General features: G+C 61.3%; 19 protein-coding genes. 7 read left to right on the top strand and 12 right to left on the bottom strand.

Translation table 11 applies throughout. The features are described from left to right. Nucleotides 1–23 precede the first annotated feature (23 nt). Nucleotides 24–878 carry an RNA polymerase sigma factor RpoH gene (gene rpoH / locus NWV16_RS26815; protein ID WP_065258939.1) on the top strand — a complete coding sequence of 285 codons (855 nt, stop codon included), beginning with the start codon at nt 24–26 and terminating at the stop codon, nt 876–878. Between the two features lie 70 nt (nt 879–948). On the opposite strand, the gene mtgA is transcribed toward rpoH, so the two are convergent. After that, on the bottom strand, nt 949–1,671 hold the full coding sequence (mtgA, locus tag NWV16_RS26810; protein ID WP_260521379.1) for a monofunctional biosynthetic peptidoglycan transglycosylase: 723 nt from the start codon (nt 1,669–1,671) through the stop codon (nt 949–951). Nucleotides 1,672–1,745: 74 nt separating this feature from the next. Here mtgA and NWV16_RS26805 point away from each other — a divergent pair, with 74 nt between their 5' ends. The 4 genes from NWV16_RS26805 to trmB all read left to right on the top strand — a co-directional run bounded on the left by NWV16_RS26805 (nt 1,746) and on the right by trmB (nt 3,989). Then, nucleotides 1,746–2,126 carry a DUF423 domain-containing protein gene (locus NWV16_RS26805; RefSeq protein WP_179693392.1) on the top strand — a complete coding sequence of 127 codons (381 nt, stop codon included), beginning with the start codon at nt 1,746–1,748 and terminating at the stop codon, nt 2,124–2,126. A 72-nt stretch (nt 2,127–2,198) separates the two neighbouring features. Then, nucleotides 2,199–2,399, top strand: a complete 201-nt coding sequence (thiS, locus tag NWV16_RS26800) for a sulfur carrier protein ThiS (protein WP_260521378.1) — start codon at nt 2,199–2,201, stop codon at nt 2,397–2,399. A 60-nt stretch (nt 2,400–2,459) separates the two neighbouring features. Continuing rightward, nucleotides 2,460–3,254: a thiazole synthase gene (locus NWV16_RS26795; RefSeq protein ID WP_065258942.1), complete on the top strand. Its 795-nt coding sequence runs from the start codon at nt 2,460–2,462 to the stop codon at nt 3,252–3,254. A 9-nt stretch (nt 3,255–3,263) separates the two neighbouring features. Continuing rightward, complete coding sequence (gene trmB / locus NWV16_RS26790; RefSeq protein ID WP_260521377.1) at nt 3,264–3,989, top strand: tRNA (guanosine(46)-N7)-methyltransferase TrmB; 726 nt, start codon at nt 3,264–3,266, stop codon at nt 3,987–3,989. A gap of 130 nt (nt 3,990–4,119) precedes the next feature. Here the strand turns inward: trmB and NWV16_RS26785 are convergent, their stop codons facing one another. From NWV16_RS26785 to NWV16_RS26740, 10 genes are all read right to left on the bottom strand, one after another. Then, complete coding sequence (locus tag NWV16_RS26785; protein WP_011336381.1) at nt 4,120–4,443, bottom strand: DUF3392 domain-containing protein; 324 nt, start codon at nt 4,441–4,443, stop codon at nt 4,120–4,122. A gap of 20 nt (nt 4,444–4,463) precedes the next feature. Continuing rightward, nucleotides 4,464–5,669, bottom strand: coding sequence for a radical SAM family heme chaperone HemW (gene hemW, locus NWV16_RS26780; RefSeq protein WP_260521376.1), 1,206 nt, complete (start codon nt 5,667–5,669; stop codon nt 4,464–4,466). Continuing rightward, the gene (rdgB, locus tag NWV16_RS26775) at nt 5,666–6,262 is read right to left on the bottom strand and encodes an RdgB/HAM1 family non-canonical purine NTP pyrophosphatase (protein ID WP_260521375.1); all 597 of its coding nucleotides are present in this window, start codon (nt 6,260–6,262) and stop codon (nt 5,666–5,668) included. Before rdgB ends, hemW begins: the two co-directional genes overlap by 4 nt. Further along, nucleotides 6,259–6,693: a DUF4426 domain-containing protein gene (locus NWV16_RS26770; RefSeq protein WP_065258945.1), complete on the bottom strand. Its 435-nt coding sequence runs from the start codon at nt 6,691–6,693 to the stop codon at nt 6,259–6,261. The genes rdgB and NWV16_RS26770 overlap by 4 nt, the downstream gene beginning before the upstream one ends. A 26-nt stretch (nt 6,694–6,719) precedes the next feature. Then, the gene (metW, locus tag NWV16_RS26765; protein ID WP_065258946.1) at nt 6,720–7,340 is read right to left on the bottom strand and encodes a methionine biosynthesis protein MetW; all 621 of its coding nucleotides are present in this window, start codon (nt 7,338–7,340) and stop codon (nt 6,720–6,722) included. Between the two features lie 7 nt (nt 7,341–7,347). Next, the gene (locus NWV16_RS26760) at nt 7,348–8,487 is read right to left on the bottom strand and encodes a homoserine O-acetyltransferase (RefSeq protein ID WP_065258947.1); all 1,140 of its coding nucleotides are present in this window, start codon (nt 8,485–8,487) and stop codon (nt 7,348–7,350) included. A gap of 65 nt (nt 8,488–8,552) precedes the next feature. After that, nucleotides 8,553–8,843: a DUF167 domain-containing protein gene (locus tag NWV16_RS26755; RefSeq protein WP_260521374.1), complete on the bottom strand. Its 291-nt coding sequence runs from the start codon at nt 8,841–8,843 to the stop codon at nt 8,553–8,555. Continuing rightward, nucleotides 8,840–9,430, bottom strand: coding sequence for a YggT family protein (locus NWV16_RS26750; RefSeq protein ID WP_065258964.1), 591 nt, complete (start codon nt 9,428–9,430; stop codon nt 8,840–8,842). Before NWV16_RS26750 ends, NWV16_RS26755 begins: the two co-directional genes overlap by 4 nt. A 10-nt stretch (nt 9,431–9,440) precedes the next feature. Continuing rightward, nucleotides 9,441–10,259: a pyrroline-5-carboxylate reductase gene (gene proC, locus NWV16_RS26745; RefSeq protein WP_260521373.1), complete on the bottom strand. Its 819-nt coding sequence runs from the start codon at nt 10,257–10,259 to the stop codon at nt 9,441–9,443. Between the two features lie 23 nt (nt 10,260–10,282). Next, a complete protein-coding gene (locus tag NWV16_RS26740; protein WP_260521372.1) occupies nt 10,283–10,969 on the bottom strand; it encodes a YggS family pyridoxal phosphate-dependent enzyme in 687 nt (228 codons plus the stop codon). Between the two features lie 56 nt (nt 10,970–11,025). Here NWV16_RS26740 and NWV16_RS26735 point away from each other — a divergent pair, with 56 nt between their 5' ends. Next, entirely contained in the window at nt 11,026–12,060 is a 1,035-nt protein-coding gene (locus NWV16_RS26735; RefSeq protein ID WP_260521371.1) for a type IV pilus twitching motility protein PilT, read from the top strand. 48 nt (nt 12,061–12,108) lie between these two features. On the opposite strand, the gene NWV16_RS26730 is transcribed toward NWV16_RS26735, so the two are convergent. Then, a complete protein-coding gene (locus tag NWV16_RS26730) occupies nt 12,109–12,732 on the bottom strand; it encodes a C40 family peptidase (protein ID WP_065258967.1) in 624 nt (207 codons plus the stop codon). Nucleotides 12,733–12,979: 247 nt separating this feature from the next. On the opposite strand from NWV16_RS26730, the gene NWV16_RS26725 reads away from it, so the two are divergent. Then, on the top strand, nt 12,980–13,414 hold the full coding sequence (locus tag NWV16_RS26725) for an NINE protein (RefSeq protein WP_260521370.1): 435 nt from the start codon (nt 12,980–12,982) through the stop codon (nt 13,412–13,414). The last annotated feature ends 20 nt before the right edge of the window (nt 13,415–13,434 follow it).

Here is a 13,434-nt window from a genome sequence, read left to right as displayed (position 1 = left end):
ATGTAAGTCGGAGGTTTTTTCGTATGACCAATTCTTTGCAACCTGCGTATGCATTGGTTCCGGGCGCAAACCTGGAAGCCTATGTGCACACCGTCAACAGCATTCCATTGCTGACGCCGGAGCAGGAGCGTGAACTGGCCGAGAGTCTCTACTATGAGCAGGATCTTGAGGCGGCTCGGCAGATGGTGCTCGCCCACCTGCGGTTTGTCGTACACATTGCCCGTAGCTATTCCGGCTACGGTCTGGCTCAGGCCGACCTGATCCAGGAAGGCAACGTCGGCCTGATGAAGGCCGTCAAGCGTTTCAATCCGGAAATGGGCGTACGTCTGGTGTCCTTCGCGGTGCACTGGATCAAGGCCGAGATTCACGAATTCATCCTGCGCAACTGGCGGATCGTGAAAGTCGCGACCACCAAGGCCCAGCGCAAGTTGTTCTTCAATCTGCGCAGCCAGAAGAAGCGTCTGGCGTGGCTGAACAACGAGGAAGTCCATCGTGTGGCGGAAAGCCTCGGTGTCGAGCCTCGCGAAGTGCGTGAAATGGAAAGCCGCCTGACCGGTCACGACATGGCCTTCGACCCGGCTGCCGAAGCCGACGACGACAGCGCTTTCCAGTCGCCGGCCAACTATCTGGAAGACCACCGGTACGACCCGGCGCGTCAGCTGGAAGATGCCGACTGGAGCGACAACTCCAATCACAACCTGCACGAGGCGCTGGAGGTGCTGGACGAACGCAGTCGCGACATCCTCTACCAGCGCTGGCTGGCAGAAGAGAAGGCCACGCTGCACGACCTGGCGCAGAAGTACAACGTGTCGGCCGAGCGGATCCGTCAGCTCGAGAAGAGCGCGATGAACAAGCTCAAGTTGTCGATTGCCGCATAACCGGTAGTCCGGCAATGAAAAACGCCCCGATCAGTGATGATCGGGGCGTTTTTGTTTGCCTGTCGGAAGGTTATTGGGCCCACGGTGCCCGACGCGAATCACCGAGGGTCAGCAGATAGCTGTCGCCACCCAACTGGCTCATCTGCTGGCGAATCCACCCGGCCCGGCGCGAAACATAGGAAGTCGGGTGGCTGGCGCTCCAGACCCGGGGGTTGGGGAGCACGGCGGCCAGGTAACTCGCCTGCTGCCGGGACAATGATTTGGCGGCTACGCCAAAGTGATGCCTTGCCGCCGCTTCGGCGCCAAACACGCCGTCATCCCACTCGACGCTGTTCAGGTACACCTCGAGAATCCGCTGCTTGGGCCAGAACACCTCGATCAGCGCCGTGAACCAGGCCTCAAGACCCTTACGCAGATAGCTGCGACCCGACCACAAGAACAGGTTCTTCGACACTTGCTGACTCAAGGTGCTGGCGCCGCGAATCGAGCCGCCGAGTTCGTTGTGGGCCAGTGCGGCCTTGATGGCGCTCAGATCGAACCCCCAGTGCTCGGGGAATTTCTGGTCTTCGCCGGCAATGACCGCGACCTTCAGGTCATCGGAAATCTCGTCCCACGGTTTCCAGGTGCGCTGCAGATCGATCGGCTCACCGTCGACCCAGGACTCGATCTTGCGTTCGACCATCAACGCCGTCCCCGGCGGCGGTACGAAGCGAAATACCAGCACCAGCAATACGCTGCCGCCCGCAAACCAGAGCAGAGCCTTCGTGAAACGACGGAGAAATGAACGGAGCATAGAGATGGCTTGGCCGAACCGGTTGAGCGGGCCATTATACAGACCCTGCCGATCGAGTCTGACTGGAGTTCTACATGCTGCGTAGCTTTCTGATGCTGGCTGCCTTCTTTGGTTTCACCGGTGTCGGCCTCGGCGCATTCGCCGCCCATGGCCTGAAAAACCGCCTGACTCCCGAGTATCTCGCGATTTTCCATACCGGCGTCACCTATCAGCTGGTGCACGCACTGGCGCTGTTCGGCGTGGCATTGCTGGCCACGCAGCTTCAGGGGCGTCTGGTGGCTTGGGCGGGCATCTCGTTCACCGTCGGTATCCTGCTGTTTTCAGGCAGTCTGTACCTGCTGACCACCATCGGCATCGGCAAGCTTGGCATCATCACCCCGTTCGGCGGCCTGGCATTCCTGATCGGCTGGCTGTGCCTCGGACTCGCCGCCTGGCGCCTGCAACCAACCGCTTGACGCCTGGTGCTGACCTTTAGGTCATGATCGGGCTAGAATGCCACCCCCTAAAAAGTGATGGCGGCGTTGCGCATGCGCATTCAGTTGAACGGTGAATCCTTTGAACTGCCCGACGGTGAAACCGTTGCGGCCCTGCTGACCCGTCTGGACCTGGCCGGACGCCGCGTCGCGGTCGAGCTCAATCTGGATATCGTCCCGCGCAGCCAGCATGCCGACACCACGCTCAATGACGGCGACAACGTCGAAGTGGTGCACGCCATCGGCGGCGGTTAACCGTCCGGCCTGCCTGGGCCGAGCATTCTGCAAGACCCTCACCCCAACAGAGGATTTCCCATGAGCATCGTTCGTAGCGACAAGCCTTTCGTTCTGGCCGGTCGTACTTACCAGTCGCGTTTGCTGGTCGGTACCGGCAAGTACCGTGACATGGAAGAAACCCGCCTGGCCATCGAAGCCTCGGGTGCCGAGATCGTCACCTTCGCCGTGCGCCGCACCAATCTGGGCCAGATCGAAGGCGAGCCGAACCTGCTCGACGTGCTGTCGCCGGATCGCTACACCTTCCTGCCGAACACCGCAGGCTGCTACGACGCGGTGGAAGCCGTGCGCACCTGCCGCCTGGCCCGTGAGCTGCTCGATGGCCACAACCTGGTGAAGCTGGAAGTGCTGGCCGACCAGAAAACCCTGTTCCCCAACGTGATCGAAACCCTCAAGGCCGCCGAAGTGCTGGTCAAGGAAGGCTTCGACGTGATGGTTTACACCAGTGATGACCCGATCATCGCCCGACAACTGGCGGAAATCGGCTGCATCGCGGTCATGCCGCTGGCCGGTCTGATCGGTTCGGGCCTGGGGATCTGCAACCCGTACAACCTGCAGATCATCCTTGAAGAAGCAAAAATCCCTGTGCTGGTAGATGCCGGTGTCGGCACCGCTTCCGACGCCACCATCTCCATGGAACTGGGCTGTGACGCGGTGCTGATGAACTCGGCCATCGCCCACGCCCAGCAGCCGGTCATGATGGCCGAAGCCATGAAACACGCGATCGTCGCGGGCCGTCTGGCCTACCTCGCCGGCCGCATGCCGAAAAAACTCTATGCCAGCGCCTCTTCGCCGCTGGATGGTCTGATCAAGTAAGAGCTATTGATGACTGAATCGAACGACACGCCAATCCAGACGGAAGAAGGCGACGAGCGCCAACACCGCCGCATCAAGAGTTTCGTGATGCGCGCCGGGCGCATGACCGAAGGCCAGCAGCGCGGCCTGGATCAGGGCGCGCCGAAGTTCGTCCTGCCGCTGGCCGATGCGCCGGTGGATTACGACCAGGTGTTCGGTCGTTCCGCGCCGCGTTCGCTGGAGATCGGTTTCGGCATGGGCCACTCGCTGCTGGAAATGGCCGCCGCTGCGCCGGAACAGGATTTCATCGGTGTCGAGGTTCACCGTCCGGGTGTCGGCGCGCTGCTCAACGGCGTGCTGACTCAGGGCCTGACCAACCTGCGGGTCTACGATTGCGACGCGATTGAAGTGCTTGACCGCTGCATCGCCGACAACAGCCTCGATCGGCTGATGCTGTTCTTCCCGGACCCGTGGCACAAGAGCCGTCACCACAAGCGCCGCATCGTTCAGGCGTCCTTTGCCGAGCTGGTGCGCAGCAAGCTGAAGGTTGGCGGCATCCTGCACATGGCCACCGACTGGGAACCGTATGCCGAATACATGCTGGAAGTGATGAATGTCGCCCCGGGCTATCGCAACCTCGCCGAAGACGGCAAGTGCGTACCTCGCCCGGCCGAACGCCCGATCACCAAGTTCGAACGCCGTGGCGAACGTCTTGGGCATGGCGTTTGGGATCTGAAGTTCGAAAAGCAATCCTGAGCATCACGCAATAAACATTGTGGGAGCGAGCTCGCTCGCGATGAGGCCATAACATTCAACATTTATGTCGTCTGTTACACCGCCATCGCGAGCAAGCTCGCTCCCACAGTTGTTTTGCGTGTGCTGAAAATCAGCGACGATCCGCGACCACGCCAATCAACACCAGCACCACCAACAGCACCGGCGCCAGACTGTAGTTGTTGAACTGGCTCAGGCCCTTCACCACCCAAGGGGTGGCGTAGATCAGCGCCGCGCCGCTGCCGATCATGCACAGCAGGGCCATCAGCGGGACGCGCAGGGCGCCGGCGATGCTGCCCAGGCGTTGCTCGACCCAGCCTTTGAAGTCGGCGCCGAACAACACCAGCAGGCAGCCCACCAGAGCCAGCGCGATTTCCGAGAGGTTGCTGCGGCTCCAGCGGGAGACAGTGGCAAGCAGGTCGAGTATCAAATCCATGCGGTTTCCCCGGGAGCCATTCAGCTCAGAAATTTCTGCAGCAAATCGTTGAGAAAGAGTTGTCCGCGCTCGGTGGCCGCCAGACGTGACGGTTCGACCTGCATCAGGCCGCTTTGTTCGGCTTCGTGCCTTTGTTCGTCGAGGCTTTCCAGTGGCAGACCGGTGCGCTCGGGATACAGGCGTGATTCGACGCCGGCGGTCAGGCGCAGGGCGTTCATCAGGAACTCGAACGGCATCTCGTCGTTGGTCAGGACTTTCTCGCCGGCCTGGAAGCTTTTGGCCGGGTTGAGGTAGTCCTTCGGCAAGCGCGTCTTCCAGGTGCGCACGATGCGCCCGTCCGGATGGCTGAGCTTGCCGTGAGCGCCGGCACCGATGCCGATGAAGTCGCCGAAACTCCAGTAGTTGAGGTTATGCCGCGCCGGGCGACCCGGTTGGGCATAAGCGGAAACTTCGTATTGCACGTAACCGTGTTCGGCCAGCAGCGCCTGTCCGGCCTCCTGAATGTCCCACAGCGTGTCGTCCTCCGGCAGCACCGGCGGCTGGTTCCAGAACACGGTGTTCGGCTCCAGCGTCAGCTGATACCAGGAGATGTGCGTCGGCTTCAGCTCGATCGCCTGGCGCAGATCGCTCAGGGCATCGTCCAGCGACTGGTCCGGCAAGCCATGCATCAGGTCGAGATTGAAGTTATCGAATCCGGCCTGGCGCGCCATGCCGGCGGCGCGAACGGCTTCATCGCCGTTGTGGATGCGGCCCAGGGCCTTGAGCTTTTCCTGCTGGAAGCTCTGGATACCGATCGACAGGCGATTGATCCCCAGTTTGCGGTAGGCGACGAACTTCTCTTGCTCGAAGGTCCCGGGGTTGGCTTCCAGGGTGATTTCGATGTCATCGGCAAACGGGATGCGTTGTTTGACGCCTTCGAGCAAGCGACCGAGCGCTTCTGCGCTGAACAGGCTCGGCGTACCGCCGCCAAAGAAGATCGAACTCAACTCACGGCCGTACACCGCGTGCAGATCCTGATCGAGGTCGGCGAGCAGCGCATCGACGTATTCCTGTTCCGGCAGCACCGGGCTGGCAGCGTGGGAGTTGAAGTCGCAATACGGGCATTTGCGCACACACCACGGAATGTGGATGTACAGCGCCAGGGGCGGCAGCGTCGGCAACGGCGCCCGAGGCGAGGAGGCGGCGCCGCCGAGGATCAGCGACGACGCGGAGGAGCTATCGGTCATTTCAAGCCCAGACGCTGGCGCAGCAGATCCATTGCACGGGCGCGGTGGCTGATCCGGTTCTTGTCGCTCGGGCTCAGTTCGGCACTGGACACGTTACGCTCCGGCACCCAGAACAGCGGGTCGTAGCCGAAACCGTGTTCGCCGCTGGCAGCGGTCAGGATGCGCCCGTGCCACAGGCCTTCGCACAGGATCGGCAGCGGATCGTCGGCGTGACGCACCAGCGCCAGCACGCAGACGAACTGCGCGCCGCGCTCGGCTTCAGGCACATCCTTCAAGGCGTCGAGCAGCTTGGCGTTGTTCGCCGCATCGCCCTTGCCATCGGCATAGCGTGCCGAGTAGATGCCCGGCGCACCGCCAAGGAAGTCCACCGCCAGGCCCGAATCATCGGCCAGCGCCGGCAGCCCGGAGATGCGCGCGGCATTGCGGGCCTTGAGGATCGCGTTCTCGACGAACGACAGGCCGGTTTCTTCCGGCTCCACGCTGCTGAACTCGCCGATCGAGCGCAATTGCACCGAGTCGCCGAGCATGGCCTGGAGTTCCTTGAGTTTGCCGGCGTTATGGCTGGCCAGTACGAGTTGCTTGAGGTTCATCATTCGCCGGGGAAGAGTTCCTGGTTGAAATTGATGGTGTTGATCTTGTCGCCGGTCTGCACCTTGATTTCGAAGGTGCGGGTTTCCTGCTGTTCCACCGGGTACTGCGCAATGTAATAGATCGCGCCCTGTTCGGTGACCTGGCGGAAATTCAGGGTCACGGTCTGGCTGGTCAGATCCTTCACCGTGCCGGTGACGTTAGCGATCAACGGCTTGCCATCCTTGATCACCGAAACGTTGATCACACCCTGGTTCTTGCTGCGGATCAGCTCGGCAGCCTTGGCGATGTCCGGTTGCAGGTAGGTCGAGTTGAAGGTGTTGTAGTGCACCGTCACGTCGCCGAAGGTTTCCTGGCGCTCGCTCTTGATGGCATCGGCTGCCACGGCCGACAGGCTCAGGCAGGCGGCCAGCAGTGCGGTAATCAGGCGTCCCATGTTCGTTCTCCTCGCAATGTCGTGGTTCAGACCGCGATTTTGTGATCCTGCAGCCCCGGGCTGCTGACGCGGTAGATACCGATCTCACCTAACAGATTAGGCCATAGCTTACTGGCCCACCCGTGGCGGTGCTGTTGATCCACGGCAAGCCGATCAATGACCTTCGCCTCACGTTCGCGACAAAGTTCTTCAAAGTCTTCGAAGGTGCAGAAGTGAATGTTCGGCGTGTTGTACCAGGTGTACGGCAGGAACTCGGAGACCGGCATCCGGCCCTTGCTCGCCAGATACCAGCGGCAGCGCCAGTGGCCGAAGTTGGGGAAGGTGATGATGCACTGACGGCCGACGCGCAGCATTTCGTCGAGGAGCTTGTCGGGATAGTGCACGGCCTGCAGGGCCTGGGTCATCACCACGATGTCGAAGCTGTTGCTGGCGAAGTTGCCCAGGCCCTTGTCCAGGTCCTGCTCGATGACGTTGATGCCCTTGGCCACGCACTCGGCAATGTTGTCCGGGTCGTTTTCCAGGCCATAGCCGGTGACTTGCTTGTTGTCGCGCAGCCAGGTCAGCAATTCGCCGTCACCGCAACCGAGGTCGAGCACGCGGCTGCCGGCGGGGATCCATTCCTGGATGATTTCCAGATCAGCTCTCATGGCTTGTTCACACCGTAATTCGGTTCATGTAATTGCCGAACGCCTGCAGATAGCGCGGGATCGGAATCAGGAAGGCGTCGTGGCCCTGGGGCGCGTCGATTTCCAGGTAGCTGACGTCCTTGCGCGCGGCCATCAGCGCATCCACCAGTTCCCGCGAGCGGGCCGGGGAGAAGCGCCAGTCGGTGGTGAAGGACATCACGCAGAATTTCGCTTTGGCGCCTTCGAAGGTTTTCGCCAGGTTATCGTCGAAGTTGGCCGCCGGATCGAAGTAGTCCAGTGCCTTGGTCATCAGCAGATAGGTGTTGGCGTCGAAGCGTCCGGAGAACTCTTCGCCCTGGTAGCGCAGGTAGCTTTCGACCTGGAATTCGACGCTGTGGAAGTCGTAGTTGAGCTTTTCGCTCTTCAGGCCACGGCCGAATTTCTCGCCCATGGAGTCATCGGACAGGTAGGTGATGTGCCCGACCATCCGCGCCAGCATCAGGCCGCGCTTGGGGATCACGCCCTGTTCCTGGAACGAGCCGCCATGAAATTCCGGGTCGGTGAGGATCGCCTGACGCGCCACTTCGTTGAAGGCAATGTTCTGTGCCGACAACTTGGGGGCCGAGGCGATAGCCAGGCAGTGGCGAACGCGGTCCGGATACGTGATGGTCCATTGCAGCGCCTGCATGCCGCCGAGGCTGCCACCGATCACGGCCGCCCATTGGCCGATGCCGAGCAGATCGGCGAGGCGTGCCTGGCTGTGCACCCAGTCTTCTACCGTCAGCACCGGGAAATCGGCGCCGAACGGCTTGCCGGTGTCCGGGTTGACGCTGCTCGGACCGGTGGAGCCGTTGCAGCCACCGAGGTTGTTCAGGCTGACCACGAAGAACTTGTTGGTGTCGACCGGTTTGCCGGGGCCGATGCAGCTGTCCCACCAACCGGGCTTGCGGTCGTCGACGCTGTGATAGCCGGCGGCATGGTGGTGGCCGGACAAGGCGTGGCAGATCAACACGGCGTTGCTCGCTTGCGCATTGAGCGTGCCATAGGTTTCGTAGATCAGGTCATAAGCGGCCAGCGAACGGCCGCAGGCCAGGGCCAGCGGTTCGCTGAAGTGCGCCGTTTGTGGCGTCACCAGACCAACAGAATCGGGGGGGAAGGCAGCTGGCATCGACCCTGCTCTCGTTGAAATGAGGCGTAAGTCTAAAGACCGCTGCCCCCAGCGGCAAGCAACGATCAGGGGTGTTGAAGTCCCGGCAAATCCGGCAGTTTTTTGGGGGCGTGGATGCGCACACGTTTCTGCCGGTTCAACTCACCACTGAGCAAACTGACCTGACCCTTGGAAACCCCGAAAGCCTTGGCCAGAAAGCCCATCAGGTACGCATTGGCCTTGCCCTCGACCGGGGGTGCGGTCAGACGGATTTTCAGGCGGTCGCCGTGCAGCCCGGCGAAGTCATCGCTGCGGGCTGCCGGTTGCAGGTGACATTCGAGAATCAGGTCGTCACCGTCCCAACGGAACCAGCTCACATCAACAGGCGCAGGATTTCCGGCATCATCGTCATCGCCGCGAGGTTGTTGATCACCAGCATGTCGATCAGCTTCAGCGCGAGGAAGGCGAAGATCGGCGACAGGTCCAGACCGCCCATGCTCGGCAGGAGGCGGCGGAACGGCGCGAGGGCCGGTTCGCAGATCTGGTTGACCAGTTCGGCGCCCGGATTGTGGCTGCCCGGTGCGACCCAGGACAGGATCACGCTGATGATCAGGGCGAAGAAGAAAATCTTCAGGAACAGCGCGGTCACGCCGATGATCGACCAGATGAGCAGTTGCAGCAGATTGCCGGTGGTGCCATAGGTCAGCAGCAGGGTCAGGGCCATCAGCGCCAGTTGCACGAGGATTGCCAGTACCAGTGACGACATGTCCAGGCCGAACAGGCTCGGGATGATCCGGCGCAGCGGCTTGAGCAGCGGCTGGGTGGCCTTGACCACGAACTGGCACAGCGGGTTGTAGAAGTTCGCCCGCACCAGTTGCAGGACGAAGCGCAGCAGCACGATCAGCAGGTACAGGCTGCCGAGGGTTTGCAGCACGTAAACCGCTGCGGTGTTCAATCCGATCATGTAAGGCTCCTTATTTGCCCAGTTGTTCGGCCATCTCGGCCGAGCGGTGCGCGGCGGCGCCGAGTGCTTTTTCCACCAGGGCTTCGAAGCCGCCGGCCTGGAACGATTTGATCGCCGCTTCCGTGGTGCCCGCTGGCGAGGTTACGCGGCGGCGCAGTTCGGCCGCATCGACATCGCTGGAAACGGCCATGTGTGCCGCGCCCAGCGCGGTTTGCAGGGTCAGTTGCTCGGCGGTTTCCTTCGGCAGGCCAAGTTTGACGCCGGCAGCGGTCATCGCTTCGATCAACAGGAAAAAGTACGCCGGGCCGGAACCGGAGACCGCAGTGACCGCATCCAGTTGCTGCTCTTCGTTCAGCCACAGGGCGATACCCACGGCGGACAGCAGCTCTTCAGCCTGCCGGCGCTGTTCGGCGCTCACGTCCCCGGTGGCGTACAGGCCGCTCACGCCCTGACGCAGCAGCGCCGGCGTGTTGGGCATGCAGCGCACGATCGGCTGTTCGCCGAGCCACGCAGTCATGCTGGCGCAAGTGATACCCGCCGCGATGGACACCACCAGTTGATTCGGTTTGAGGCTTGGGCGGATCGCTTCGCACACGGCTTTCATGGCCTGCGGCTTGACCGCCAGTACCACCACGTCGGCGCCGTCGATGGCCTGTGCGTTGTCGGCAAAGGTTTCGATGCCATGTTCGGCGCTGACCCGGCTGCGGGTTTCTTCGCCCGGATCGCTGGCGCGGATGTGTGCGGCTTCCAGACCCTTGGCCCGCAGGCCGCCGATCAGGCTGGCGGCCATGTTGCCGGCACCGATAAAGGCAATACGCGTGTCGCTCATGTCAGGTCCTTATCTGGAAATCATCAGGATTGGGCGTAGTCGCGAGCGCCAAACAGGGCCGTACCGATACGGACCCAGGTGGCGCCCTGGGCAATGGCCGACTCGAGGTCGTGGCTCATGCCCATGGAAAGTGTGTCGAGCGGCAGGTCAAGGTCGGCCTGCAATTTCCGGACGGCGGCGAAGGCAGCGTCTTGCTCGGCGCGATCATCGGTCGGCTCGGGAATCGCCATCAGCCCGCGCAGCTTCAGGCGCGGCAGGGCGCTGATGGCCCGGGCCAGGGCAGGCAGGTCGGCCGGGGTGCAGCCGGATTTGCTGGCTTCACCACTGACGTTGACCTGAATGCAGACATTCAGTGGCGGCAGGTCCGCCGGGCGTTGTTCGGACAGGCGTTGGGCGATTTTCAGGCGATCCACGGAGTGCACCCAGGCGAAATGCTCGGCAATCGAGCGGGTCTTGTTCGACTGAATGGGGCCGATGAAGTGCCAGATCAAGGGCAGGTCGGCCAGTTCGAGCTGTTTGCCCAGGGCTTCCTGCAGGTAATTCTCGCCAAAGTCGCGCAGGCCGGCGGCATACGCTTCGCGCAGGGCTTCGGCGGGTTTGGTCTTGCTCACGGCCAGCAGCCGGACGCTGTTTTCATCGCGGCCGGCGGTCGCGGTGGCGGCATGAATGCGTGAACTAACGAGGGCGATGTTGTCTGCTATCGTGGTCATCAAGAGGCGCCAGCGGTCTGAAGGTTCGCGGCATTCTACTGGAATTGAGGGACGCTATGGATATCACTGAACTGCTGGCCTTCAGCGCCAAACAGGGCGCTTCCGACCTGCACCTGTCGGCCGGTCTGCCGCCGATGATCCGTGTGGATGGCGATGTGCGGCGGATCAATCTGCCGGCGCTGGATCACAAACAGGTGCACGAACTGATTTACGACATCATGAACGACACCCAGCGGGTGGAGTTCGAGAAACATCTGGAAACCGACTTTTCCTTCGAAGTGCCGGGCGTGGCGCGGTTTCGGGTCAACGCCTTCAACCAGAATCGTGGCGCCGGCGCGGTGTTCCGTACCATTCCGTCGAAAGTGCTGAGCATGGAAGACCTCGCCATGGGCGATGTCTTTCGCAAGATCACCGATTCGCCGCGCGGGCTGGTGCTGGTGACCGGACCGACGGGTTCCGGCAAGTCCACCACCCTGGCGGCGATGATCGATTACCTCAACACCCACCGTCACCACCACATCCTGACCATCGAAGACCCCATCGAATTTGTCCACGAATCGCGCAAATGCCTGATCAATCAGCGTGAAGTCCACCGCGATACCCGCAGTTTCGCCACGGCCCTGCGTTCGGCTCTGCGTGAAGACCCGGACGTGATTCTGGTGGGCGAGATGCGTGACCTGGAAACCATCCGGCTGGCGCTGACCGCAGCGGAAACCGGGCATCTGGTGTTCGGCACACTGCACACCACCTCGGCGGCCAAAACCATTGACCGGGTGGTGGACGTGTTCCCGGGTGACGAGAAGTCCATGGTGCGCTCGATGCTGTCCGAGTCATTGCTGGCCGTGGTTTCGCAGACACTGATCAAGAAGATCGGCGGCGGCCGGGTGGCGGCGCACGAGATCATGCTGGGAACGTCGGCGATCCGTAACCTGATCCGTGAGGACAAAGTGGCGCAGATGTATTCGGCGATTCAGACCGGCGGGTCGCTGGGGATGCAGACACTCGACATGTGCTTGAAGGATCTGGTGACCAAGGGCCTGATCAGTCGTGAACATGCGCGGGAGAAGGCGCGGACGCCGGATAACTTCTAGCCAAAAAAAACGCAGCCCGGGGGCTGCGTTTTTTGTGATCTGCAAATGTCAGCGTTGAACCACGCGCATCTGCTTGCCGCCCGGCTCTTTCGGCAGCATCCGCTTGGCAACCACGTAATGCTGTTCCCAGTACGGTTTGTTCAGCGTATCGATGCTCACCGCTTTGCCGCGGCGCGGCGCATGGATGAAACGGTCGTTGCCCAAATAGATGGCAACATGATTGACCCGACGGCTCTTGATGTTGAAGAAAATCAGGTCGCCAGGTTTCAGATCCTTGCGCTCGACTTTCTCGCCGTGACCGCTGGCCATGGCATTCGAGGTGCGCGGCAGGTCGAACGTGGCGTCGTTGAACGCGTATTTCACCAGACCGCTGCAGTCGAAGCCTTTGCTCGGGCTGCTGCCGCCCCAACGGTAAGGTGTACCGAGGACGTTCACCGCGCGGCTGAGGACGTTGCTGCTTTCCTTGTTCGCCATCGCGGGAACCAGCTTGCCGTGACCCTTGCTGGCGAGCGTGGTGTGTTTCGTTTGCTTGCCTTTGTTCGAGGGAGCAGAGGCATGGGATTTGGGGGTGAAGCCGTTGACGTTGGGCAGACGTTGCTCACGATTGGTGGCGTGGGCGGCCAGTGGCATTAATAGGCAAATGGTTAGCCATGTCTTGAAAAATGGACGCATAGGCAGGGCTCGTATAGGTTAGCGCGCAACTTTATAACAGCTTTTTTGTCCCTTCCGAGGCCGTTGGTCGATTCAAAAGGCGGGCAACGGAACCAAACAAGCGGCAAATAGACGCCATTGTCGGACAGAAGTCAGGTGCTACAAGGCTTTGACGGACCACAAGGTAACATTTGCCGTACGTCGGCTTCCTGTAAAAAAGTCACAAAGAATTAAAGAAAATTTATCTATTGCGTGAATCGAGGTCTTCATGAACCGCTATCAACTGCCCCAGGTAAAGGAAAAGGACACCCATAGCAAGGTGATCGGTTACCTGTTGTGGATCTTCGGTTTTACCGGATCCCACCGCTTCTATTACGGCAAACCGGTGACCGGCACGATCTGGTTTTTCACCTTCGGACTGCTGGGGATCGGCTGGCTGATCGACGTGTTCCTGATCCCGGCGATGGATCGGGAAGCGGACCTGCGGTTTGCGGCGGGGCCGATCGAATACAACGTGGCGTGGATTCTCCTGACGTTCCTCGGCGCGTTCGGCGTGCACCGGATGTATCAGGGCAAGTGGATCAGCGGGGTGGTGTATCTGCTGACCGGCGGGTTGTTCTTTCTGGGAGTGCTGTATGACTTCTGGACACTGAACGATCAGGTGTCGGTGCGTAATGCCGAGGGGCGGGGCACCTTCCAGTAAGCAATGGCGAGGGAGCAGGC

This window comes from Pseudomonas sp. BW7P1 (assembly GCF_024981055.1).
GTDB lineage: Bacteria > Pseudomonadota > Gammaproteobacteria > Pseudomonadales > Pseudomonadaceae > Aquipseudomonas > Aquipseudomonas bananamidigenes.
The sequence above is the reverse complement of the archived record's forward strand: the minus strand, read 5'-3'. Positions and strand labels throughout refer to the sequence as shown.

Bases quoted from the DNA above. Each gene is read 5' to 3' on its own strand.
- NWV16_RS26770 (WP_065258945.1), bottom strand. From the start codon at position 6,693: ATGGGACGCCTGATTACCGCACTGCTGGCCGCCTGCCTGAGCCTGTCG.
- NWV16_RS26760 (WP_065258947.1), bottom strand. From the start codon at position 8,487: ATGCCAGCTGCCTTCCCCCCCGATTCTGTTGGTCTGGTGACGCCACAA.
- NWV16_RS26735 (WP_260521371.1), top strand. From the start codon at position 11,026: ATGGATATCACTGAACTGCTGGCCTTCAGCGCCAAACAGGGCGCTTCC.
- NWV16_RS26795 (WP_065258942.1), top strand. From the start codon at position 2,460: ATGAGCATCGTTCGTAGCGACAAGCCTTTCGTTCTGGCCGGTCGTACT.
- rpoH (WP_065258939.1), top strand. From the start codon at position 24: ATGACCAATTCTTTGCAACCTGCGTATGCATTGGTTCCGGGCGCAAAC.
- NWV16_RS26725 (WP_260521370.1), top strand. From the start codon at position 12,980: ATGAACCGCTATCAACTGCCCCAGGTAAAGGAAAAGGACACCCATAGC.
- NWV16_RS26730 (WP_065258967.1), bottom strand. From the start codon at position 12,732: ATGCGTCCATTTTTCAAGACATGGCTAACCATTTGCCTATTAATGCCA.
- proC (WP_260521373.1), bottom strand. From the start codon at position 10,259: ATGAGCGACACGCGTATTGCCTTTATCGGTGCCGGCAACATGGCCGCC.
- rdgB (WP_260521375.1), bottom strand. From the start codon at position 6,262: ATGATGAACCTCAAGCAACTCGTACTGGCCAGCCATAACGCCGGCAAA.
- NWV16_RS26785 (WP_011336381.1), bottom strand. From the start codon at position 4,443: ATGGATTTGATACTCGACCTGCTTGCCACTGTCTCCCGCTGGAGCCGC.
- mtgA (WP_260521379.1), bottom strand. From the start codon at position 1,671: ATGCTCCGTTCATTTCTCCGTCGTTTCACGAAGGCTCTGCTCTGGTTT.
- thiS (WP_260521378.1), top strand. From the start codon at position 2,199: ATGCGCATTCAGTTGAACGGTGAATCCTTTGAACTGCCCGACGGTGAA.
- metW (WP_065258946.1), bottom strand. From the start codon at position 7,340: ATGAGAGCTGATCTGGAAATCATCCAGGAATGGATCCCCGCCGGCAGC.
- NWV16_RS26805 (WP_179693392.1), top strand. From the start codon at position 1,746: ATGCTGCGTAGCTTTCTGATGCTGGCTGCCTTCTTTGGTTTCACCGGT.
- NWV16_RS26750 (WP_065258964.1), bottom strand. From the start codon at position 9,430: ATGATCGGATTGAACACCGCAGCGGTTTACGTGCTGCAAACCCTCGGC.
- hemW (WP_260521376.1), bottom strand. From the start codon at position 5,669: ATGACCGATAGCTCCTCCGCGTCGTCGCTGATCCTCGGCGGCGCCGCC.
- trmB (WP_260521377.1), top strand. From the start codon at position 3,264: ATGACTGAATCGAACGACACGCCAATCCAGACGGAAGAAGGCGACGAG.
- NWV16_RS26740 (WP_260521372.1), bottom strand. From the start codon at position 10,969: ATGACCACGATAGCAGACAACATCGCCCTCGTTAGTTCACGCATTCAT.